This window comes from Caballeronia sp. LZ024 (assembly GCF_031451455.1).
In the GTDB taxonomy this organism is placed as follows: Bacteria; Pseudomonadota; Gammaproteobacteria; order Burkholderiales; family Burkholderiaceae; genus Caballeronia; species Caballeronia telluris.
Genome location: NZ_JARUXL010000005.1, coordinates 89,336 through 106,559, shown reverse-complemented (window position 1 = coordinate 106,559; position 17,224 = coordinate 89,336). Strand labels below are relative to the sequence as shown.

General features: G+C 58.9%; 22 protein-coding genes. 9 read left to right on the top strand and 13 right to left on the bottom strand.

Going from position 1 to position 17,224, the window contains the following annotated elements:
- Positions 1 to 23: 23 nt before the first annotated feature.
- Together QCE48_RS29825 and QCE48_RS29820 are read right to left on the bottom strand one after the other, a co-directional pair.
- On the bottom strand, positions 24 to 1,262 hold the full coding sequence (locus QCE48_RS29825) for a hypothetical protein (protein WP_309788874.1): 1,239 nt from the start codon (positions 1,260 to 1,262) through the stop codon (positions 24 to 26).
- Between the two features lie 286 nt (positions 1,263 to 1,548).
- Positions 1,549 to 2,199, bottom strand: a complete 651-nt coding sequence (locus tag QCE48_RS29820; RefSeq protein ID WP_309788873.1) for a nuclease-related domain-containing protein — start codon at positions 2,197 to 2,199, stop codon at positions 1,549 to 1,551.
- Positions 2,200 to 2,582: 383 nt separating this feature from the next.
- On the opposite strand from QCE48_RS29820, the gene QCE48_RS29815 reads away from it, so the two are divergent.
- The 6 genes from QCE48_RS29815 (at position 2,583) to QCE48_RS29790 (ending at position 6,454) form a co-directional block, all read left to right on the top strand.
- Entirely contained in the window at positions 2,583 to 2,882 is a 300-nt protein-coding gene (locus QCE48_RS29815; protein ID WP_116565334.1) for a hypothetical protein, read from the top strand.
- A gap of 107 nt (positions 2,883 to 2,989) precedes the next feature.
- A complete protein-coding gene (locus QCE48_RS29810; RefSeq protein ID WP_309788872.1) occupies positions 2,990 to 3,424 on the top strand; it encodes a hypothetical protein in 435 nt (144 codons plus the stop codon).
- Positions 3,425 to 3,433: 9 nt separating this feature from the next.
- Positions 3,434 to 4,225, top strand: a complete 792-nt coding sequence (locus QCE48_RS29805) for a hypothetical protein (RefSeq protein WP_309788871.1) — start codon at positions 3,434 to 3,436, stop codon at positions 4,223 to 4,225.
- Positions 4,226 to 4,236: 11 nt separating this feature from the next.
- The gene (locus QCE48_RS29800) at positions 4,237 to 4,743 is read left to right on the top strand and encodes a single-stranded DNA-binding protein (protein ID WP_309788870.1); all 507 of its coding nucleotides are present in this window, start codon (positions 4,237 to 4,239) and stop codon (positions 4,741 to 4,743) included.
- A gap of 300 nt (positions 4,744 to 5,043) precedes the next feature.
- The gene (locus tag QCE48_RS29795; RefSeq protein ID WP_309788869.1) at positions 5,044 to 6,126 is read left to right on the top strand and encodes a primase-helicase zinc-binding domain-containing protein; all 1,083 of its coding nucleotides are present in this window, start codon (positions 5,044 to 5,046) and stop codon (positions 6,124 to 6,126) included.
- Between the two features lie 103 nt (positions 6,127 to 6,229).
- On the top strand, positions 6,230 to 6,454 hold the full coding sequence (locus tag QCE48_RS29790) for a hypothetical protein (RefSeq protein WP_061167942.1): 225 nt from the start codon (positions 6,230 to 6,232) through the stop codon (positions 6,452 to 6,454).
- Positions 6,455 to 6,741: 287 nt separating this feature from the next.
- Here QCE48_RS29790 and QCE48_RS29785 read toward each other — a convergent pair whose 3' ends face one another.
- The 3 genes from QCE48_RS29785 to QCE48_RS29775 form a co-directional block, all read right to left on the bottom strand.
- Positions 6,742 to 6,894: a hypothetical protein gene (locus QCE48_RS29785; protein ID WP_309788868.1), complete on the bottom strand. Its 153-nt coding sequence runs from the start codon at positions 6,892 to 6,894 to the stop codon at positions 6,742 to 6,744.
- Positions 6,895 to 7,044: 150 nt separating this feature from the next.
- Positions 7,045 to 7,407 (bottom strand): hypothetical protein, encoded by a 363-nt coding sequence (locus QCE48_RS29780; RefSeq protein ID WP_309788867.1) that lies wholly within the window; start codon positions 7,405 to 7,407, stop codon positions 7,045 to 7,047.
- Positions 7,404 to 8,441 carry a PRTRC system protein D gene (locus QCE48_RS29775; RefSeq protein ID WP_309788866.1) on the bottom strand — a complete coding sequence of 346 codons (1,038 nt, stop codon included), beginning with the start codon at positions 8,439 to 8,441 and terminating at the stop codon, positions 7,404 to 7,406. Before QCE48_RS29775 ends, QCE48_RS29780 begins: the two co-directional genes overlap by 4 nt.
- 1,790 nt (positions 8,442 to 10,231) lie before the next feature.
- Between QCE48_RS29775 and QCE48_RS29770 the strand changes: the two genes are divergently transcribed.
- Positions 10,232 to 11,368 carry an integrase domain-containing protein gene (locus QCE48_RS29770; protein ID WP_309788865.1) on the top strand — a complete coding sequence of 379 codons (1,137 nt, stop codon included), beginning with the start codon at positions 10,232 to 10,234 and terminating at the stop codon, positions 11,366 to 11,368.
- Positions 11,369 to 11,573: 205 nt separating this feature from the next.
- On the opposite strand, the gene QCE48_RS29765 is transcribed toward QCE48_RS29770, so the two are convergent.
- From QCE48_RS29765 to QCE48_RS29730, 8 genes are all read right to left on the bottom strand, one after another.
- On the bottom strand, positions 11,574 to 11,714 hold the full coding sequence (locus QCE48_RS29765) for a hypothetical protein (protein ID WP_309788864.1): 141 nt from the start codon (positions 11,712 to 11,714) through the stop codon (positions 11,574 to 11,576).
- Positions 11,715 to 11,785: 71 nt separating this feature from the next.
- A complete protein-coding gene (locus QCE48_RS29760) occupies positions 11,786 to 12,451 on the bottom strand; it encodes a Lar family restriction alleviation protein (RefSeq protein ID WP_309788863.1) in 666 nt (221 codons plus the stop codon).
- A gap of 113 nt (positions 12,452 to 12,564) precedes the next feature.
- Complete coding sequence (locus QCE48_RS29755; protein WP_309788862.1) at positions 12,565 to 12,963, bottom strand: hypothetical protein; 399 nt, start codon at positions 12,961 to 12,963, stop codon at positions 12,565 to 12,567.
- A 368-nt stretch (positions 12,964 to 13,331) separates the two neighbouring features.
- Positions 13,332 to 13,853: a hypothetical protein gene (locus tag QCE48_RS29750; RefSeq protein ID WP_309788861.1), complete on the bottom strand. Its 522-nt coding sequence runs from the start codon at positions 13,851 to 13,853 to the stop codon at positions 13,332 to 13,334.
- Positions 13,854 to 13,905: 52 nt separating this feature from the next.
- Positions 13,906 to 14,718 carry a DUF1173 family protein gene (locus QCE48_RS29745; RefSeq protein ID WP_309788860.1) on the bottom strand — a complete coding sequence of 271 codons (813 nt, stop codon included), beginning with the start codon at positions 14,716 to 14,718 and terminating at the stop codon, positions 13,906 to 13,908.
- Positions 14,658 to 15,116 (bottom strand): DUF1173 family protein, encoded by a 459-nt coding sequence (locus QCE48_RS29740; RefSeq protein ID WP_309788859.1) that lies wholly within the window; start codon positions 15,114 to 15,116, stop codon positions 14,658 to 14,660. Before QCE48_RS29740 ends, QCE48_RS29745 begins: the two co-directional genes overlap by 61 nt.
- Positions 15,097 to 15,426, bottom strand: coding sequence for a hypothetical protein (locus QCE48_RS29735; protein WP_133246985.1), 330 nt, complete (start codon positions 15,424 to 15,426; stop codon positions 15,097 to 15,099). Before QCE48_RS29735 ends, QCE48_RS29740 begins: the two co-directional genes overlap by 20 nt.
- Positions 15,427 to 15,452: 26 nt before the next feature.
- Entirely contained in the window at positions 15,453 to 15,890 is a 438-nt protein-coding gene (locus QCE48_RS29730) for a hypothetical protein (protein ID WP_309788858.1), read from the bottom strand.
- Positions 15,891 to 16,275: 385 nt separating this feature from the next.
- On the opposite strand from QCE48_RS29730, the gene QCE48_RS29725 reads away from it, so the two are divergent.
- The gene (locus QCE48_RS29725; protein ID WP_309788857.1) at positions 16,276 to 16,938 is read left to right on the top strand and encodes a hypothetical protein; all 663 of its coding nucleotides are present in this window, start codon (positions 16,276 to 16,278) and stop codon (positions 16,936 to 16,938) included.
- A gap of 78 nt (positions 16,939 to 17,016) precedes the next feature.
- Positions 17,017 to 17,208: a hypothetical protein gene (locus tag QCE48_RS29720; protein ID WP_309788856.1), complete on the top strand. Its 192-nt coding sequence runs from the start codon at positions 17,017 to 17,019 to the stop codon at positions 17,206 to 17,208.
- Positions 17,209 to 17,224: the final 16 nt, after the last annotated feature.

Sequence of the window (17,224 nt, the reverse complement as noted above, 5' to 3'; positions counted from 1 at the left end):
CGTTTCTTATTAGTGTGCGCTGGCTATTTGCGCAGTGACGTCTCGATCTCGGTTAGGTGCTTGCGCATCATTGCGGCAAGGGTTTCGATCAATGGCTCATGCTGGGCTGGACCGTCGCACGCTTGAACCGCCACTTGGGCAGTCGACAGCTTGCCGGCAAAAGTCTCAAATGCGGACATAACGTCCTGCATCGCCGCCTGAACGCGGTTCGCCGCTTCAATGGCGTCCGCCTCTTTTTGCCTCTCCAACTCGAGCTGCGCCAACTCCGCGCGCCGCTCAGTCAACTGTTCCTCAATTACTTTCAGTTCAGCGCTGCGCTTTTCCAAGGAATCGGAGATGCTGGTATATCCCGCCGGCGCCGTCGGCACTTCCTTGATCTGGACCTCCGGCTTGCGATTAAGCAAGGCGTTCCTTTCCTCGTTCAGCTTCTGGATTTCCTTGTCCTTGTCTGCAAGATCTTTCTCGAGGTTGGCCAGGCCAGCCTGTCGGCCGGTGTAGTAGCTGTCCATACGCTTCAGCTGTGCCTCTTTGTCTGCAATCAACTTCGCAGTCGCCTCCAGCTGATCTTGCAGGCGGCGAGCCTCGTCTTCTGCGACACGATGGGCGGTCTTGCTCTCCTCGAGAAGCGTTTTGTAGTTCTCGACCTGTACTTGCCTGTCTGCAAGAGCCTCTTCCTGCTTCTGCAGAGTCGCCAGCATCTTGCGGATGTCCTCACGAGTCATGTTCTCGTTGGCCTTCTTTGCGGCGAGGATCGTTGCAACTTGCTCGTCGGTCACGTGATCGGCGGCCAGAATGTCGAGTTCGCCGACGTTGAAAACTCGGATGGCCTCAGTGTTGTCGATGAAAGCTTCATAGCAACGCATGTACTGGCGCGCTGCCGCGTACTTCACACCGAGTGCGCCCTCGAAGAACCGGTAGCCCATCGTCGCGGCTTTCCGCACAGTGCTGGTCTTGTTACCCGACTTGGCGATCATCGAGTTCTTGATCAGGTGCATGGTGTTAATAAGCTGCCCACCGATCAATCGGAGGTCATCCGAGATTCGCGCTCGCGCTTCGGCGATCGCGATCATGTTTTCGACGATCTGAAGGACGAGTTCCGCAGAGTCTTCGCCGTCGCCGAAAAGCTGGCGCGCGACCTTCTCGATCTTGGATCGGTCCGCGCTGCTATGGGCAACGCCGCCTAGAATGTCATCCATCGGATCGTGGATTTCAGTCTTTCGCAGTTGAAGGTCTTTCTTGGAATCGTCATTGTGTGTGAACATAACTTCTCTCTAAATTTGCTTCAGCGCCCCCGCGCGCTGCAGTGATTCGCCGCGAGTGTGTAAGCGATCGTAACGGGCCGGTTACAGGTTCCGATCTGCGAAAGACGTCATTTTTTACCCGTCTTTCGCTCGCTGCGGCCGAAAGCCGCGTTTTTTCAAGGAAAGCAAACGTTTAACGGTTCGTTTTTGTAACACTTAAGATATTTTTAAGTGTCCGCATGGAAGTACTTACCTAGAATTTGCTCTTGTAATTTCCCGAAATTACCGCTAGCGGCCGCGACGCGTCCTATGTTCCGAGAGACGGTTCGCCGACGTCTCCGGCGTACATCAGCACTGCCGCGCGGGCTCTATCGTCCTTTTGCCGTTGAACGCTTCCCGCCTGAGTCTGAGCCAATGGGGGAGATCGTTTAGCGACAGTAGATCCGTCGATAGCTCGGGCTGCAGCTTGACTTCTGGAGATGTAAATAGACCGGCACCACTCAACCGGCCAGATGGCAGGGAGTTGCTCCCGGAGGAACCGGACTTTGCTGCGGTTTTGTTCGATAGGCGAGCGCCTGTCCTCTTGCTCACCATTCCGTGCAATACGCGTCAGCTTCCCGTGGCTGCTCGACGGCGCTATCCGGCCGGACCAGTTTTTCGTCTCGAAGATGAAGATGCCGAACGGCGTGATCGCGAGGTGATCGATCTCTGCCGTGGGAAACGCTGTGCCGGGAGCGTGTTCGATGAGTAACGGCCCATCGTGCAGGTAGAAGTCGTCGCCGCATAGCCATTGAAGCGTCGTGCGGAGTTTTGCCTGCGCCACAGCTTCGCCAGCCTCACCGATTTCATGCGATGAGCGCTTCACACGACCGGCACTCCGCGATCCGGACGGGCGCCGCCGCCGAAGCGCCTTGAACAAGCGGTAACCGCCGACTGCGACAAGTATCTCTAAGAACATCCGCTGCCTCCGTTGTGTATGTAGATCAGCATGACAGGGGGTGGAAGAAGTCAAGGATGCGATGCGGCACTGCCAAGAGCGCCCGAAAATCGAAAGGCCCTATAAAAACGGAAGCTTTCCCGACCACGCGTATCGGCGCCGCGCGTAGATTGCCTGTTATCCCCGCGTCAACGACGCATCGACTCGAGCCGCCGCCAAGCATCGGTGCGCGTGCTTCCGATCTCTTCTTTCATCCGCAGTGAGCTGCTTCCGCCACGCCTTTATCGAGCCGTGACGAAAGCGCCTCTCCGCGCGCCCGTTTTTCCTGCTCACCCGAGCATCGAAAACCATCCAGCGCTGTACTGGCTGGACATCCCCTAGTGCGTCTTTTTCTGGAGAGAAAAATGCCGAAGCAGTTGGTATTGAAGGCGATGAAATCGCCCGGCTGGTTGGTCGCTGTTTGCTTTGCCCTGTGGTTTGCCGCGCACTCGTTCTTCGCCTTTCTGTTTGTCTCCTTCACGGTCGCTGTCTGGATCAAGAGATCCATCAAAGCGGCGTTGAAAGAGGAGAAAGCTGAGGATTCGAAGGTGCCCGCGCCCGCCGTTGTTGCTCCGGCTACCGCCGACACCAACGTCACGCCCATCAAACGTCAGTACGCCAAGTCCGCAGTGGTCGTTCCACTTAAGACAGGCACCGACGACTAGTCGCTACGCCTGAATGTCAAGACTGCCCGTACGGGCGGTCTTGACCCCTCACCCCAACGGGAACCATCCCGTTGCGGGCATGGGTTCCCGTTCATTCGGAGATATCCATGCAAATAGAAATAGCAGCATGGCAACTGGACATGTTCGACGCTCCTCCAGCGCCGATCGCGCGTGTCCAAGCCAAGCCTGATCCGCTGCCCGATCCGCACCTGTGGAGCGAGGCGGTCAAAGACAAAATGGTCGACGCGTTGATCAGTCTCGCGACTGACAGCAGACGCGGCGACAACATGCCCGAGTCGTTGATGGATTGCGCTGTCCTCTTCAGCGAGCGACTCAAAAACAGAAAAAAGATGGAACTCGAGGATTACCGGGCTACGCTCGGTTGGGTCATGGAGTTCTGGAACGGCGCGCTGCCGTATCGGTTCGTCTGCCAGATCAATGGCGTCGATCCCGAAATCTTGCAAGACGTCATCCTGAGCAACCCACTGCTCAGGCGCGACTTGGAAGAGGTGCGTCGCGAGTGCTTCGGCACGCTGCTGTAGGGGCCGACAATGAGCACATCAACATTCGGTCGGCTGCTTGGCACACTTTTCGGGGTGACTCCCCAGACGCAGCCTCGCAGCGGCTATCCCGCAGGCCACTCATCTCCGGTTGAGGTCGGTAAGGGCGGCCCCAACGAACGGCACATCGCCATCGCCGGTCAACCGATGCTGTTTCGCGATGAAGGTGGCGTCGTCGTGCAGTTCCGTCCGGCGTTCGACTACGAGCTGCGGCCAACGGCTGTCGGTATGAAACTGATACCGACGCTTGCGCCACACTGGGAAGTGCTGCACGAGCACGAGGGAACGTTGACAGAGGCCATTGCGGCTGCTGTCAAGGGCGCCCAAGCGCAAGACACGCCTGTTGGCCGTGTGCCCGACACCGAACCCCCTCGATCGGTCCTCATCAACGAGGCTCGACCCCGGCCGGCGATTGCGGACGCCGTCGAATCGACGCCGCCTCGATCTGCTGAGTCGTCACATCGACGCACTGAGCGCGCGAGGTACGGGGTGTTGAAAGAGTGGGGCGAGAAACGATTCCCGGATGGCAAGCGCCCTGGCAAGACGTACGAATCGTTTTGCGTGACGCTCGAGCATCGCGGCGAGACGCACGTCCTGCAAGGTGAGGGCCTGCGCGACGCGATCGCAGAGTCGGCCTGCCGCATTGGCGACCGCGTTGAAGTCAAGCGGATCGGCAAAACCAAAGTGCCAGCAGTCGATGGACGTGGACGGCCCAAGCTAGATGCCAGCGGCGAGCAAGTGCTGTGGGACAAGTGGCTTTGGTCTATTTCCAAAAAATCTTAAAGGAGTCAGTTATGGCATCAGTAAACAAAGTCATCCTCGTAGGCAACCTCGGGGCTGATCCCGAGACGCGCTATCTGCCGAGCGGCGATGCCGTCGCGAATATCCGGCTCGCAACGACCGATCGCTACAAGGACAAGGCCTCGGGCGAAATGAAGGAGCAGACCGAGTGGCATCGAGTGTCGTTCTTCGGTCGGCTGGCTGAGATCGTCAACGAGTATCTGAAAAAGGGCTCGTCGGTGTACATCGAAGGCAGAATCCGCACTCGCAAGTGGACGGACCAAGCGGGCCAAGAGCGGTATTCGACCGAGATCGTCGCGGAGCAGATGCAGATGCTTGGTGGCCGCGCCTCTGGCGATCGCTCATCCAATGACGGTTTCGAAAGCCAACGCCCCGCGCGTCAAGGAAGGTCGGATCCGCCTCGGTCAAGCAACGCTGCGCCGGCGCACGGTGAACCGCAATCGACGTCGTCCGGAGGAGGCGGCGGTTTCGCAGACATGGACGACGACATCCCGTTCTGACGGTCTGACCCTAATTATGGAAGCGTAAATGGTCGGTCGTTTGATCCCGTAAGGGCTCACCTCACGTCCTGTATTTCCTCACCTTCGTTGCTTCGTCGATCCGGAAACGGTCGGCGAAGCCGCGAAGCGTCTCTTTCTCGCGCGACCTGTCTTCGTCAGTCGCAACTCCCGCCTTTCGGTTCCCCTGCTGAAAAAAAGCCGCCCGCCGTGCTCGCCTCGCGCGAGTCGGACGGCTTTTTTGAGCACGGTTTCACCGCCTGTTCAGGCATCGACCTCAGCCACACCACTACTGGAGTGCCAATGAATATCAAGGACATCAAGCTGTCCCCGGAACAGTGGGTTGCGTTGCTCCAGAAGTATGGAGTGCCCGCAAGCTCATTGACCGGGAAGGGCGCACCCTGTCCCATCTGCGGCGGCAACGACCGCTTCACCTACGACAACAACCGCGGCCGCGGCGACTGGGTCTGCCGCAAGTGCAACGACGGCGACCGAAAAGCCGGCGACGGCTTCGAGCTCATCTGCAAGTCCGCCGGAATGACCTTCCGCGAACTCATGATCGAACTTGAAGGCGGCAGCCTGGCCGATGCACGGCAAAACCGAGCGCAACCGGCGGCCCCGGCGCCCGGCCGAAAGGTCGATCCCGAGTGGGCGCGCAAGCGCCTCGACTCGATGTGGGATCGAGCGACGCTGGTCGGTTCCGATGGCCTCATTCCGCGGTACCTGCGCGAACGGGTGCCGGGTCTGACTGTGGCGCCGTCCGCGGCGCTGCGCATGGCGATGCTCGATTACCGCCACGAGAAGAAAGTTATCGGTCAGTGGCCGGGCATCCTCGCTCGCTTCACGCTGCCGGACGGCCGTCTTGGAACGCTGCACCGCACGTTCCTTGAACGCTCGAAACCGGCGAAGGCGTCGATCGTCACTAACGATGGCGAGATCCTTCCGGCCAAGCTGAACGACGTGACGCTTCATAAGCTCAACGGCGGCGCAGTCCGGCTGATGGATCCGGTCGATGGCGAAATCGGCGTCGCGGAAGGTCTTGAGACGGCGTATGCCGCGCACATGCTGTTTGGTGTGCCGGTCTGGTACTGCCTGAATCGAATCCTTCTCGCCGATTTCGTTGTACCAGACGGCCTCGGCATCCGCGTTGTCCATATCTTCGCGGACTTCGATGCGGTCGACCCACGTACCGGCAAATCGCCGGGCGTCGATGCGGCCTTGAAGCTGGCGAAGCGGCTGCGTGCGGAAGGCTACACGGCTATGGTTCACCGGCCGAAAAAGCGGGAAACCGATTTTGCCGACGAGTGGTGCGCAACTCAGGTTGCGTGTCGCCCTGCAGTTAGAACGCTGGTGCGTCGCGAGCTACGCGAAGCACTGCACGTCTGAAATTCCGCGGCCTTCTGGCCGCTCACAGTAACTTTTTGCCCGGTGGGGATTCGTCCCCTCCGGGGCCGCAATCCGCCCGAGCTTTTCCAATGGAGAAGAGGAAATGAGCTTCAGCATGATTGTTGGCCGGTATCAGATCGTGGCAACTTCCGGCGTCGAGAACGGCTCCGTGAGAGTAGGGAAGTCGGAGGCGGAAGCCTATGACGTCATCGACCGAAAGCGAGGCGGTCACGCCCGACTTGAAAAACAAGGCGTCACGCTGGACACTGCTTGGTTTTACTGCATTCGTCGACAGGCGAGCGCACAAGGGGTATCTCTGCTGCACTGAGTATCCCGTTAAAAAAAACCCCGACCGATTGGTCGGGTTTTTTTTTGTCTGTCCTGGCGACTTCTCACCACGGATTAGTGTGGATTCGCAAAGCGACCTTGAACACATAGAGCATGACCTTCATAGCCGGAACCATCACGCCGCTAGCCCAAAAGGAACCGACGAGCGAAAGTCCGAAAATCCAGTTGCATAACGGCGTATCCGGCAGACGAGCCGCGACGCAGGCAACGCACAAAAGAGTGACCGCAATCACCGCGCGACGTGCGACTGGGGGCAACGTCTTAAACTTAGCGTACATCGTCGACGCCTTCGCTTGGCCGGAACACGGCACGACGAAACAGATAAGCCGACTCGCATGCGGCGAACGCGGCCGCCACGAGAATCCACATCCGAACGCCGCGGGTCCAGTCGAGTTGCGTCAAAGTATCGAGTATTGTCATTTGGTTTTCACTTGGGCTTTGTGGCCACTTAGCTCGGCCTTATGAGTAATGATGCCACGACAGGTTCGGAGTCAAGGTGCGGGATGGTGACACGGGCGGGCGGCGAGAGAACGCCCCCGCTCCGTGCCACGGTGGCAAGTACTGCGGTGACTATGCAAAAGCCGAGAGGCTGTCTGCTAGATAGTTCAGATGCTCATCGTCGCTGTTCTCAGACGGCTGCTCATCGCTCTCGGCAGACGTGTGCGGCTTTCTGTCCTCAACCGACGCAGGCTTCATGTGCGGTCGGGCAGGCGGTGTTCCGCTGTCGGCAGCCTCTGTCTGTTGCACCGCAGTGCGCCCTGGGTCGGGCCGATTGACAGGTCCCGAGCTCTCCCTGCCGCGAACTGCGTCGTCGGCAAGACGTTTGAGCAGCGCGGCCCGTTGCCTTGGATTCGAGACCGCCATTAATGCAGCAAACAAAGTGGGCGTGACAGCTTCGCTGACGGTCAGCTTAATCTCGATAGCCCCTATCATGCGGTCATGGCCTCCTTCCGCTTCTTATCGCGCTCGCGCATCAGCGTTGCCTCGCCGGCCGCAAAGAACCCACGGACGTTCGAGAAGCACGCGTTCTTCATGACTTCGATGCGGTTGCGGGGAAAGAACGCGCGGATCGCGGGCTCGTAAAGCGCCGCACCGCCGCCGGTGAGGAAAATGCAGCGGATGTCATTTGTGCTCCCGACCGAATTACCGATCGCATTGACCGCTGCTTCCGGTACCGACTGAGCCTGTGCGGCGTAGTGGCCCAGATCGATTTCTTCGTTGAAAACGTAGTAGGGTGTGCCTGCGCGAACCGCCTCGTCGATTTCTTCGATCGCCAAGGCCGACTCGTTCGTCGCTGCACCGATGAGCTCCGCCATTTTCTGGAAGAAATGGGACGCGCCGCTCTGATGTCCGCCACTACGACGCTCTTCCATCGTCAGCCCCTTGGCGACGACCCAGTCGGTCGTGTAGTAACCGACGTCGATAATCATATTGCGCTGCGACGGGGCAAAGTCGGGTTGCTGTGAAAAATGAACCAGAGCGCCCAACGGTTGAGGCAGCACCATCAGATTTCCGACGCGAACTTCCTCATCGCCGAACTGCAGCGTTCCCGAAAACTTGCTACGCAACGCCTCGGCGTGTTGTTGAAATGTCTGAACGGGCAGTCCGAGCACAAGCCGGTCGACCGACGATACGTTGGCGAAGTGGAACGCTCCCCCAAGGAGAGCTTCATAGCTATCCGCCGTGCAGTAATTGCCGACGAGCGTGCGTCCGGGGTCGCCGTTGCGGGAGGTCAATGGCACTTCCGGTCCGACCTCGTACTGCTTTCCGTTGACTTCGATCCCGACGGTCCTGATTGCCTTCAACACGCCGTTGCTTTGCTTCGTCATCGTCTTAGCCTGATAGTCAGGAGTCAGAGACGGAAACATGAACGTTGAGACTTCCGAGCCATTGCGAACGGCAACCTTGGTGTTCCCATATCCGACGTCCACGGCAAGGACGGTTGCATGCGTTTTCATTGTGTTCATTCTCTCTCCAGAGCAGTTCGATTGGTGCGCTATCAGCCCGTTATCTGACCGAAAAGTGGCAGATGGGCGGTGGTGACGGCTCCTTTTCTCCAAACGTCCGGATAAGTGTCAGTTATCTCCCCCTAAACGGTGAGATAAAGAATCTGCCCTCTGAGGCGGCGGAAATCTGTCAGTTATCGGAACGAAATCGGTGAGAAAAGTCCCCGTTACGCCTGTCCAACTCTACAGAGCGACACTCGATGTCAAGGAAGCAAAAGCTCGCAACATTTAGGCAGCTTTTAACTCTTCGATTGTTCAAGGCGCCGGTATTCTTTTATTTACCAACCGCGCGCATGCGCATCGACCCTCCTGAAAAGGACCATCGAGGGGACCGCTTTGCCTAGCGGAAACCCCTCTGTCACGGCCGCAAAATGAAGCGGCCTTTTTCTGAATCTAATCAAGGGCAAAGTGACCCACATTGAGGACACTGGACACGCGATATCCATTGGGTTTGCGGGCGGTTTTGCCCGATTGTCCGAATTGAGTCGGCTTGGGAGTGGGCATGGACACTTATCCATGGTCCGCTTTCAGCACTCAATGACGATGGACGCATCCTTACAGCACACGACGCTGGGTACGTTGCATGAGGTCCGACACACCGCGACCGAGTGAACGCGCTTTGGGATGGGGGACCAGCTAGGCCGACACGGCAAGCTGATCTCTGTACGAAAGACGAACGGGCGGCGCACCCGGAAAAAAACGAGCGCAAAGAGATTACCGAGCACTTGGCCGAGGTTGTGGCGTCGCAAAGACGAAGCACACCGGCGCGCGACAGCGCGTTGCTGGCCGGCGCGGTAGCCGTAGCAGCGGCATAGCCGAATCGCACACTCACTAGTGCGACGGTTCGACTGCTGGGAGCAGCAGGAAGTACACGACGACGAGATATTCCGGGAAGCGGGTCCGCGTTGGAGTGCGCCGGCAGCAGATCAGCGGCGGTCAACACGCGAAGCGTGACGACTGGCAGCACGCAGCAGTACGGAGGTCGATGCACGTTTCTTCCACGTGCGGGGCTATCGGATGGAATCGCTAAAGGACAGGAAGGCAGGACCCGGCGGGGATACGCAGCAGCTGTGCGGCAAGACTCGGGGATAGGCTCCCGAAGTCTGCGGCGCAGGGGCAATGAATGGCACCGCGCAGGATATGCACGGTCGCTGACTCGTTCGCAAAGATGGAGAACGCGCTTGCTAGAGCCGCTGAAAAATTACGTATCGCGATCGGAGCTCGTCTCGAGCGACGTTGCATTTGCGTCGTATGCGCTGGGCTGGTACCGCACGACTGCGAGCGCTGATGCTTGCTGATGTGATCGACGCGTCAGGCGCTGATGCGCTGGCGCGAGCGCTGTCTGTGTGGACGCCCAGGCGGGGCGAGGTACCGAGCGTCGCTGCCGTGGCAGTGAAGCGCTGCCAGGTCCAGAGCAATGCGACTCGGAACGAGAGACCGCACCGCTCGACTGCCCCCAAGCAAACCCAACGACGTCGCGCTTTCACGCTGATAGATCACGCCTTCGAAGCTGAAGTCGCGTGGTCTCTGTGGCGGCTGTCGATCAGCTACGGATTTGACGACATGCGCTCTCGGCGAAGGGCAATACGGCATGCGGCGATAGCTGGATGGATTTTCGCCACGTGCGCGCCCGGCGGGTTCTCGGGTGCCTTCCAGCGCTCAAGTGAGCTGGCGAGGGCGTTCGAGAGGGGCCGAGCGATCTACTTCGCGGCCATGAAACTGCAATCAACCAACGAGGAAGAAGCATCTGCATGACAGTAACCATCTATGTGAAGGGCGTCGTTGCCGATTATCCCGAGCTTCCACCCGACTTCCGGGCCCACCTTGAACTCATCTTCACCAACAACGTCAATCGTGTTCACAGTCGCACGCGCGTTAGCGCTAAGCCTCTTTCAGTAAAGACGCAAAGCTTTCGACTGCGCACGCTTTGCCGGTCGTTCGTCGAGCTGCGCCAGATCGGCTTCGCGCTACAAACGCCGTATGCGCTCAGGGAAAAGCACATCGAGGGTCTCGTGACGCTGTGGCACAAAGAGGGGCAGAGTCCGGGAACCATCGAGAACAAGTTGACGTATTTCCGCGCATTCACAAGATGGATCAATAAGCCCACCGTGGTTAAGACGATGGCGGAATACATCGACCCGGACGCGCATAACTTCCGGCGCTCCTCCGTTGCGACAGAGGATAAATCGTGGGAAGGCAAGGGAATCGACGCGGTAGCAATCCTCGAGGAAATTGCGGAAACGGAGCCTGTAGTGGCAGTGCAGATGAAGTTGCAGGTAGCGTTCGGACTGAGGGTCGAAGAAAGTTTTCTGTTGAGACCCAGAGATGCAGTCCGTAAAGACGGAAAGCTCAACGTAGTCCACGGCACAAAGGGCGGTCGCGCTCGTGTGGTGCCGATGGAGTTCAAGATGGACGTGCTACTAGAAGCTGCTCAGCTTTCGAACAGGTCGACCGGTTCAACTATCCCCGACGGCTATACCAAGACACAGTGGAGGGACCATTTTTATACGGTTCTCAAACGCCATGGTGTGACGAAGGCGGGATTGGGCGTGACCTGCCACGGCCTGAGGCATCAGTTCTTGCAGCAAATGTTTGAAAAGTACGCTGGCGTTCCTGCGCCGATCAAGCGCAGCGATCAGCGGGCCGATCCGGCGCTTCATCGGGAAGCGATGCAAGCCGTGGTAGAGGCGGCCGGCCACAGTAAAGCGCAAAAGGCCGGTGCTTACCTGTCGAGCTATTTCGTTCAGAGGCAACTCACGTCACCGAAGGTCTCGGTCGACCAAGTCCGCGACGCCGTTGCTGTGGCGGAAGGCAATATTTCCGCCGCGGCCAAATCTCTTGGCATCTCCAGGCAGAAGGTGTATCGGATTTTAGAGGCAGCAACCTGAAAGGTGCTGCTTACGCCGATGACCCTAGCGGCAACGCGTGTGCCGAACGGCAACGCGGCTTACTGGAGTGAAAGGAAACATGCCGTTTAAGAGGGTGGTGACTAAACGGCAGGTTTTGTAACACGCATTTTTGTCAACGAAAACATGAGCTTGCCGAGCGGAGGGCAGCGCGCGTGACGCTATCCGGATAGCGTCTCTTGCGGTTTTAACCGAGCAGCCAGTCCAATTGACGGCTTGTTACCGCGTGATACGTGAGGATTGCAGCGAGCGCGAGCACGGTCGTGATCTGCGGTGCGAGCTTGCTCCGGAACCGATAGGCAGCAGCGATGTATTGGATGGGCGACATTTCTCTTTCCAGTTGAGTTCGGCCGAACGACCGAGTTACATTCAGTATGACCGGCGTTTCGCAGAGTCAAGTCACCAGCGGTTTCGATCGGGCAGATCGTCGACAGCCAGATTGATGCTGTTCTCGAAGTTTCCTTCGTCACCGCCTGTGGCCGGGATGCGCGGAAACTGGATCGAGGCGATACCGTCGATGTAAATGCGTTTGGCCAACTGTTGAAGTTTTCGATAGCGGGCTGCATCGTTGAGGACGGTGTCAACGGGCCAAAAATCACTGAGGGTGATCTTGCTGTCGGCGATCTTCCTGGCGAGCATCGCGAAAACGGGGCCGCGCTTCTCCCAGTCACCTTCGGTTCTGGCCAGCAGGTCAATTAGGAAAGGAGCGTCGACGGCGCTGAGCTCTTTCCTAATCAGTTTCAACAGGTCGCCCTCTTTCGCGGCCGGACGCCTCGTGCGGGCGTTCCAGATAGTGCCGGCCTTTTCAAGAGCGGCGTGCCGGTCATTCCCCATTGCAATCCAGGGCGTCTGCATCCCGCAGTCTTCGCAGAAAATGCAGCAGACTTTTTCCTGCGGGATCGCATACAGCGAGCGCGCCTCGAGATCGTTCATGTCCGGCGCGACGCTCGCGTCCGCGGCTAGGTAGTCGATAGCGGGTGCGGACGGGCGTTTAAGTAGCCGGTGAGAATAGCCAAAGGCCCATTTTCCACCGCAATGGTCGCAGGGGAACAACTCGTCAGTCATGGCAGCGTGGTCCGGGGCGCTCGCCGAGGGCCGGCGAATAAATGTGGGCGTGAAGCATTATAGCTACGGCCGTTCTCGCCGAATTAGTGGGAAACGCTGACCTTAACAAAAGCTTACAATCTAGCCGCTACGCGATTTGCCGCGATTGCGTTGTACTGCTCGTGACTGACGAGACGTAAGGGCGTAAGCGACGGCGCGTCGAAAAGGAGCCGATACGAGCGGCCGACGGGGACTGATAGTACTTTGCCGGCTGTCGATCTCAGGTATTTGCCGTCGAGCGACAACGGGTGCGCGCCGTTACTGACTTTCCCGAGCAGCTCCCTGGCTTCTCGTTGGACTGCGGCCAGGTGCCGGACGATGGACAGGTCGATGGGATCGTCGGCGTGTGACTGCTTTGCCGCGCGCTTTTGCTCGAGGGCAAGGCGCTGTTCTGCTTTTTGCTTTTCTGCGGCTGCGCATGCGTGGCAATACTTCCCTTTGCCGGTGTGACCGCACGAAAACGTCTGTTTCATGATGCATTCAATAGGGTTGCCGATGAGGCTATTGCACCATCTTTCGGCATCCCGTCAAGGCTCGGTAGACGACGGATTTGAAGGGCTTTCTTTCCGAGCGAATGCGTCAAGTTCGGGAGACAGTTCAAGCACTCGAGCGTCGGCGAGGGATAGCCGGGTGGTCAGTCGCTCGATCTGAGACATAGCAAGGCTGTACTGCTCGGACAGCATGGACAGCGCCCAAAAGGGCGCTAGCGTTGCATTGCAATCGACGCAAGTCACGACGCCGCCGTGAGGTTCGAGCCGGATGCGGCGATGAGCGCAAACACCCGAGGGCAATGCGCGCTTCTCGATGATGACCGGTACGCGCCTGAAGGGGATGACGCGACTCATTCGGGCAGTGAAGGATGCTGGCCGTCAACGTGAAGGTGCGTCGCTGAATCCCCGCGGTACAAGCCGTCGGGGAACAAAACGCGCGAGACTGTTTCGTCGCGTCGGTATTGAAGCTCGACCGCGTCCAGATACCGGCGGAACGACGTCGTGTCAGTTGGCCCGCCTTCGACGTCCCGATTGGCGAAACGAAGGTCGGTCGGCGCGAAAGCATTGTGTTCAATCCACTGAGCGTCCTTGAGGCTCGGCAACCACCATCGGTTCCAACGAATCGTGAATGCGAGCCAGCCACGCGCGCCCGCGTCGATTTCCGTCCAAGAAGCCTGGAAATCCAGGATTGCACCGAACGAGCTGAAGAAGACCATGCGCATGTTTGTCTCGTCCGCGGCCGCGACGACGATCTGTTTTCGCCGCTCGTCGACCGCGTCGATGGAGCTCGCCATCGACAGTGCCGGATAGCTCACCTGCCAGTCGGAATCACGCGCGACAGCGCGCTTGAGGAAAAAAGAGTTCGAGTCCATGAGGCTTTCGGCGGTTATAGATGCGCTCACGCTATCGCGGCAAAGCGCCGTGTCAAGCTCCGTCGGGAAGTCGAACTGAAGCCAGATCGTCGGGGGGCACCCATTCGACGCATGGCGTACGTTCGCGCGCGTACAACGCCTGTTTTTCGGCTTTCCTTGCCATGTATTGCGCGTTGCCTTGCATCCCGTACACCTCTATCGCTGTGGGCACGGTCGTATCGGTCAGCCTGAAGTCGGGCAGCATCGCGTCTCCCGGTTCGAGCCGCATGGGCTTTACGAACCGACGGCGTTGCGCCACAAGCCGGTTCGCCATTGCAACCTCGAAGCTCGAGTCGCAGGGTAGGAAGGTGCTGTTGCACAGTTGCAGCGCGCAGTCGACGATCCGGAGGTTGCCCTCTTTCGTCCGCTCGATAACGGCCAGTGTCACCACCCGAGCGCAAGCGTCGCCGATCATGGCCCACGCCGACCGGAACGAATCAGCGGCAGAGTCAATCACCGCTTTCGACGCAAAGAACCTCTCCCTAGTCTGGCGCAGTCTGACGACGAATCCGTATCTCGATGGTTCGACGCTGCGAAGTTCGGCAATCAGAAGAGCGCGGTCGGACCGGGCCGGGGTTGTGACTATTCGATCAAGGAATGACTGGAACTCGGCGAGCACAGACGAACTGTCAGCATCGTCGTATCGGCGCATGACGTGAAGCACATCTTGCATGGATTTGCCGTTAAGCTTTCCGTCGCCGAGCACGGAGAGAAGTTGCGCATTGCAGGCGCCCCACCCACGCGAGGGCGCGCCCGCCCACTCGTTCAGTCCTGCGTCCTCCCATACTCGTTGCAGGAAGCCGAGCAGCGGGGCAGCGCGGCGCAAGTGCCGCCCGAGGTCTGGTCAGATGACTGCCGCGTCGATTGACCAACGGTGCGGACCGACAGCGAAGTGCTCAGCTTGACGTCCAGCCCACCAGCAATGGTGCGAATCGCGGCCAGCGTGTCACTGCTGCTTCTGTCTGGCTGGGACACCGCGCGATAGAACGAGCAAGTCTTGGCGTTGTGCCGGTGACCATCGTCAGGCCACCTCGCGAGATGGAAAAGTGCCCCGTAACGCCGGATGACTAGACGTAAGGGCGCCCTCGGCGATTCGGGCAGGCAGCGGCAAACCGCGTGCCCCGGGACCTTCTTGGCTCGCTCGAGCGCACGCGCGTACTTTGCGGGGTTGTCTTGAACCTCAGTGAGCGCTACGGTTATGCCGTCAAATGAAACGAGCGTCATACCCCTTCACCTCGCGCAACGTCGAGTGCGCTTGCTCAATCGGAACCTTGTGAACGTGAGCGCGCGTGCCTAGCAGACTCGCCGCTTTGCGAACGCACAGGCAAAACTGCTCGGCATGGTCGCTGCTCGGGAAATGGAGTCCAACGGTCGATACCGCACCGGGCGCCGCGTAATCGCGCGAGAAAACTTCACCTGTTCCGACCAACGCGTCGAGCCAGCTGTCCGGGAAGCCGGCGCACGGTGTCGAGTCAGCGCGCGCGCCCGCCGGATCTCGAGTGAAATCTTCGAAGCTGACAACAATCAAGTTCATCGTTGGGAAGAAGCGGCCGAACCGCCTTAAGGTGTGACGGCCGCCACCCGCTGCTTCCGAGTGGCCGCTATGTCGTAGGTGGCGATTGCGCCCATTAGCGCTGCGATGCCTGCAAAGGCGCACGCAGCCAGCAAGCCCGCCAAACGCTTATCGTTGGCCCTGAGCGTGTCCGCCCGCACTTGCTGCGCCTCGCCAAGTTCCCGACGCCTATCTCGCAACGCCTCGTCGAATGCATCGCGAACGGAAAAGCCATATTTCTGGAGCAACGCTTGTTGGTCCGCCGCTGACAGATATCCGACTGCGTCGGAAACACCCTGCATGCGTTCAACGACCGCCGTGTTGACGACGACCTGCACAGCGGTGCGCTCGATCGTGAATTGGCGAGCGACCAAGCCGACCCCTGCTATGGAGCTAACAGCGGATGCGCAGAGTATGGCGACGGTGATGATGTGACTGAGCTTCATAACGTCGGTGATCGTTTTTTATGCATTGCTGATTCGGTGCCCAATTTTCGTCGGTCGCCGCCCGCGACGGTGTCCGAAAGACGCCCCGAATGAAGCGTCTTTTGCCAGCCGAATGGACTGTTTGGTCGCTGAGCCGAAAGCGCGGCGTAATGCGCGCGCGCGAAAGCTATATGTTTTTATGCGTCATTCCCCAAAACGGCCGCTATCCGGATAGCGTTGGTCGGCGGCAGCACCGGGACGATCGTCGCAACCGATCATTGCGGCCGAAATAGTTATCCCCAGGCTTATCCAGAGAAACTGGGGATATCTTTCGGAAGCGTTTGGCGAGAGGCACCATCAAATGGTCGTCTTTCTGCCTGTATGAGCAATCTCCAGCAGGTATCGTTTGTCGATCACCCGCGCATCTCGCGCATCGACGTTGCGGCGCTCCACGAGCTCACCGCGCAATCAATTTTCCTATCTCAACCCGCAGGGGCATGTCCCCTTGGCGGGCGTGCGCCTGCTCACCTTTTGGAGCAATCGCATGTACACACAGTTGATCGAGCAATTCAAGACGGCACAAACCGCGGCAGCAGCAGCCTACGGCGCTGTCGTTCAAGCGGAGCGCGACGTCTTTTCGGACGGACTGACCGAGTATTCGGCGATGGAAGCCCGAAGCGAATACAAAGTCGAGCGCGAGCTGGAAACGTTCTGTCTCAGGCTGCTCTCGAGGCTTGTGATGGAGGCAAGTCGCAAGTTCGCGCCCGCCGGCGGCAGAATTGAGATCGATCAGAATCACGAACTCGATCGAAGTGGCGTTGATGTTGGGCAAGCTCTGAGGAAGGGCAACGTCCCTGACTTGGATGGCTTCTGGCAACACCTCGAGCGAACGTTCGGCGGTGAAGCTGGTGAGCGCGTCGCGTTCGAGCAGGCAGCCAAGGCCATCATCAACGGCTTTTGGCTCAAGCCCGATACCGAGATCAAACGCACCAGCAGCGCGGTCATCTTGGAAAAGCGCGTCACCTCTCAATCGTGCTTTCATTCGAAGGGCCAACGCGAGGTCTATTAGTCCTCTCAGCAGGCGGTCGTCACAACCTTCGACGGCCTGGCGACCTTCGCGAAGAAGCATCAGTTCGGCGCGCTGGCGATGCAACTGCGCAATTTCAGCGTTCACCGGCTGACGTTTTCCACCCGCGAAAAACTATCGTTCACGGGGCTGGAGATCGTGATGTTCAACGACAAGTGGCAGTTCAAGTTCGCTCACGACGTGGGCGACGCGCTGTCCCTCTTCATTAGTGAGTTTGGTGCGGAATACCTCGCCTCGCGCGACCGGTACTAACGCATCCACCTTCCCA

Bases quoted from the DNA above. Each gene is read 5' to 3' on its own strand.
- QCE48_RS29825 (WP_309788874.1), bottom strand. From the start codon at position 1,262: ATGTTCACACACAATGACGATTCCAAGAAAGACCTTCAACTGCGAAAG.
- QCE48_RS29820 (WP_309788873.1), bottom strand. From the start codon at position 2,199: ATGTTCTTAGAGATACTTGTCGCAGTCGGCGGTTACCGCTTGTTCAAG.
- QCE48_RS29815 (WP_116565334.1), top strand. From the start codon at position 2,583: ATGCCGAAGCAGTTGGTATTGAAGGCGATGAAATCGCCCGGCTGGTTG.
- QCE48_RS29810 (WP_309788872.1), top strand. From the start codon at position 2,990: ATGCAAATAGAAATAGCAGCATGGCAACTGGACATGTTCGACGCTCCT.
- QCE48_RS29805 (WP_309788871.1), top strand. From the start codon at position 3,434: ATGAGCACATCAACATTCGGTCGGCTGCTTGGCACACTTTTCGGGGTG.
- QCE48_RS29800 (WP_309788870.1), top strand. From the start codon at position 4,237: ATGGCATCAGTAAACAAAGTCATCCTCGTAGGCAACCTCGGGGCTGAT.
- QCE48_RS29795 (WP_309788869.1), top strand. From the start codon at position 5,044: ATGAATATCAAGGACATCAAGCTGTCCCCGGAACAGTGGGTTGCGTTG.
- QCE48_RS29790 (WP_061167942.1), top strand. From the start codon at position 6,230: ATGAGCTTCAGCATGATTGTTGGCCGGTATCAGATCGTGGCAACTTCC.
- QCE48_RS29785 (WP_309788868.1), bottom strand. From the start codon at position 6,894: ATGACAATACTCGATACTTTGACGCAACTCGACTGGACCCGCGGCGTT.
- QCE48_RS29780 (WP_309788867.1), bottom strand. From the start codon at position 7,407: ATGATAGGGGCTATCGAGATTAAGCTGACCGTCAGCGAAGCTGTCACG.
- QCE48_RS29775 (WP_309788866.1), bottom strand. From the start codon at position 8,441: ATGAACACAATGAAAACGCATGCAACCGTCCTTGCCGTGGACGTCGGA.
- QCE48_RS29770 (WP_309788865.1), top strand. From the start codon at position 10,232: ATGACAGTAACCATCTATGTGAAGGGCGTCGTTGCCGATTATCCCGAG.
- QCE48_RS29765 (WP_309788864.1), bottom strand. From the start codon at position 11,714: ATGTCGCCCATCCAATACATCGCTGCTGCCTATCGGTTCCGGAGCAAG.
- QCE48_RS29760 (WP_309788863.1), bottom strand. From the start codon at position 12,451: ATGACTGACGAGTTGTTCCCCTGCGACCATTGCGGTGGAAAATGGGCC.
- QCE48_RS29755 (WP_309788862.1), bottom strand. From the start codon at position 12,963: ATGAAACAGACGTTTTCGTGCGGTCACACCGGCAAAGGGAAGTATTGC.
- QCE48_RS29750 (WP_309788861.1), bottom strand. From the start codon at position 13,853: ATGGACTCGAACTCTTTTTTCCTCAAGCGCGCTGTCGCGCGTGATTCC.
- QCE48_RS29740 (WP_309788859.1), bottom strand. From the start codon at position 15,116: ATGACGCTCGTTTCATTTGACGGCATAACCGTAGCGCTCACTGAGGTT.
- QCE48_RS29735 (WP_133246985.1), bottom strand. From the start codon at position 15,426: ATGAACTTGATTGTTGTCAGCTTCGAAGATTTCACTCGAGATCCGGCG.
- QCE48_RS29730 (WP_309788858.1), bottom strand. From the start codon at position 15,890: ATGAAGCTCAGTCACATCATCACCGTCGCCATACTCTGCGCATCCGCT.
- QCE48_RS29720 (WP_309788856.1), top strand. From the start codon at position 17,017: ATGCAACTGCGCAATTTCAGCGTTCACCGGCTGACGTTTTCCACCCGC.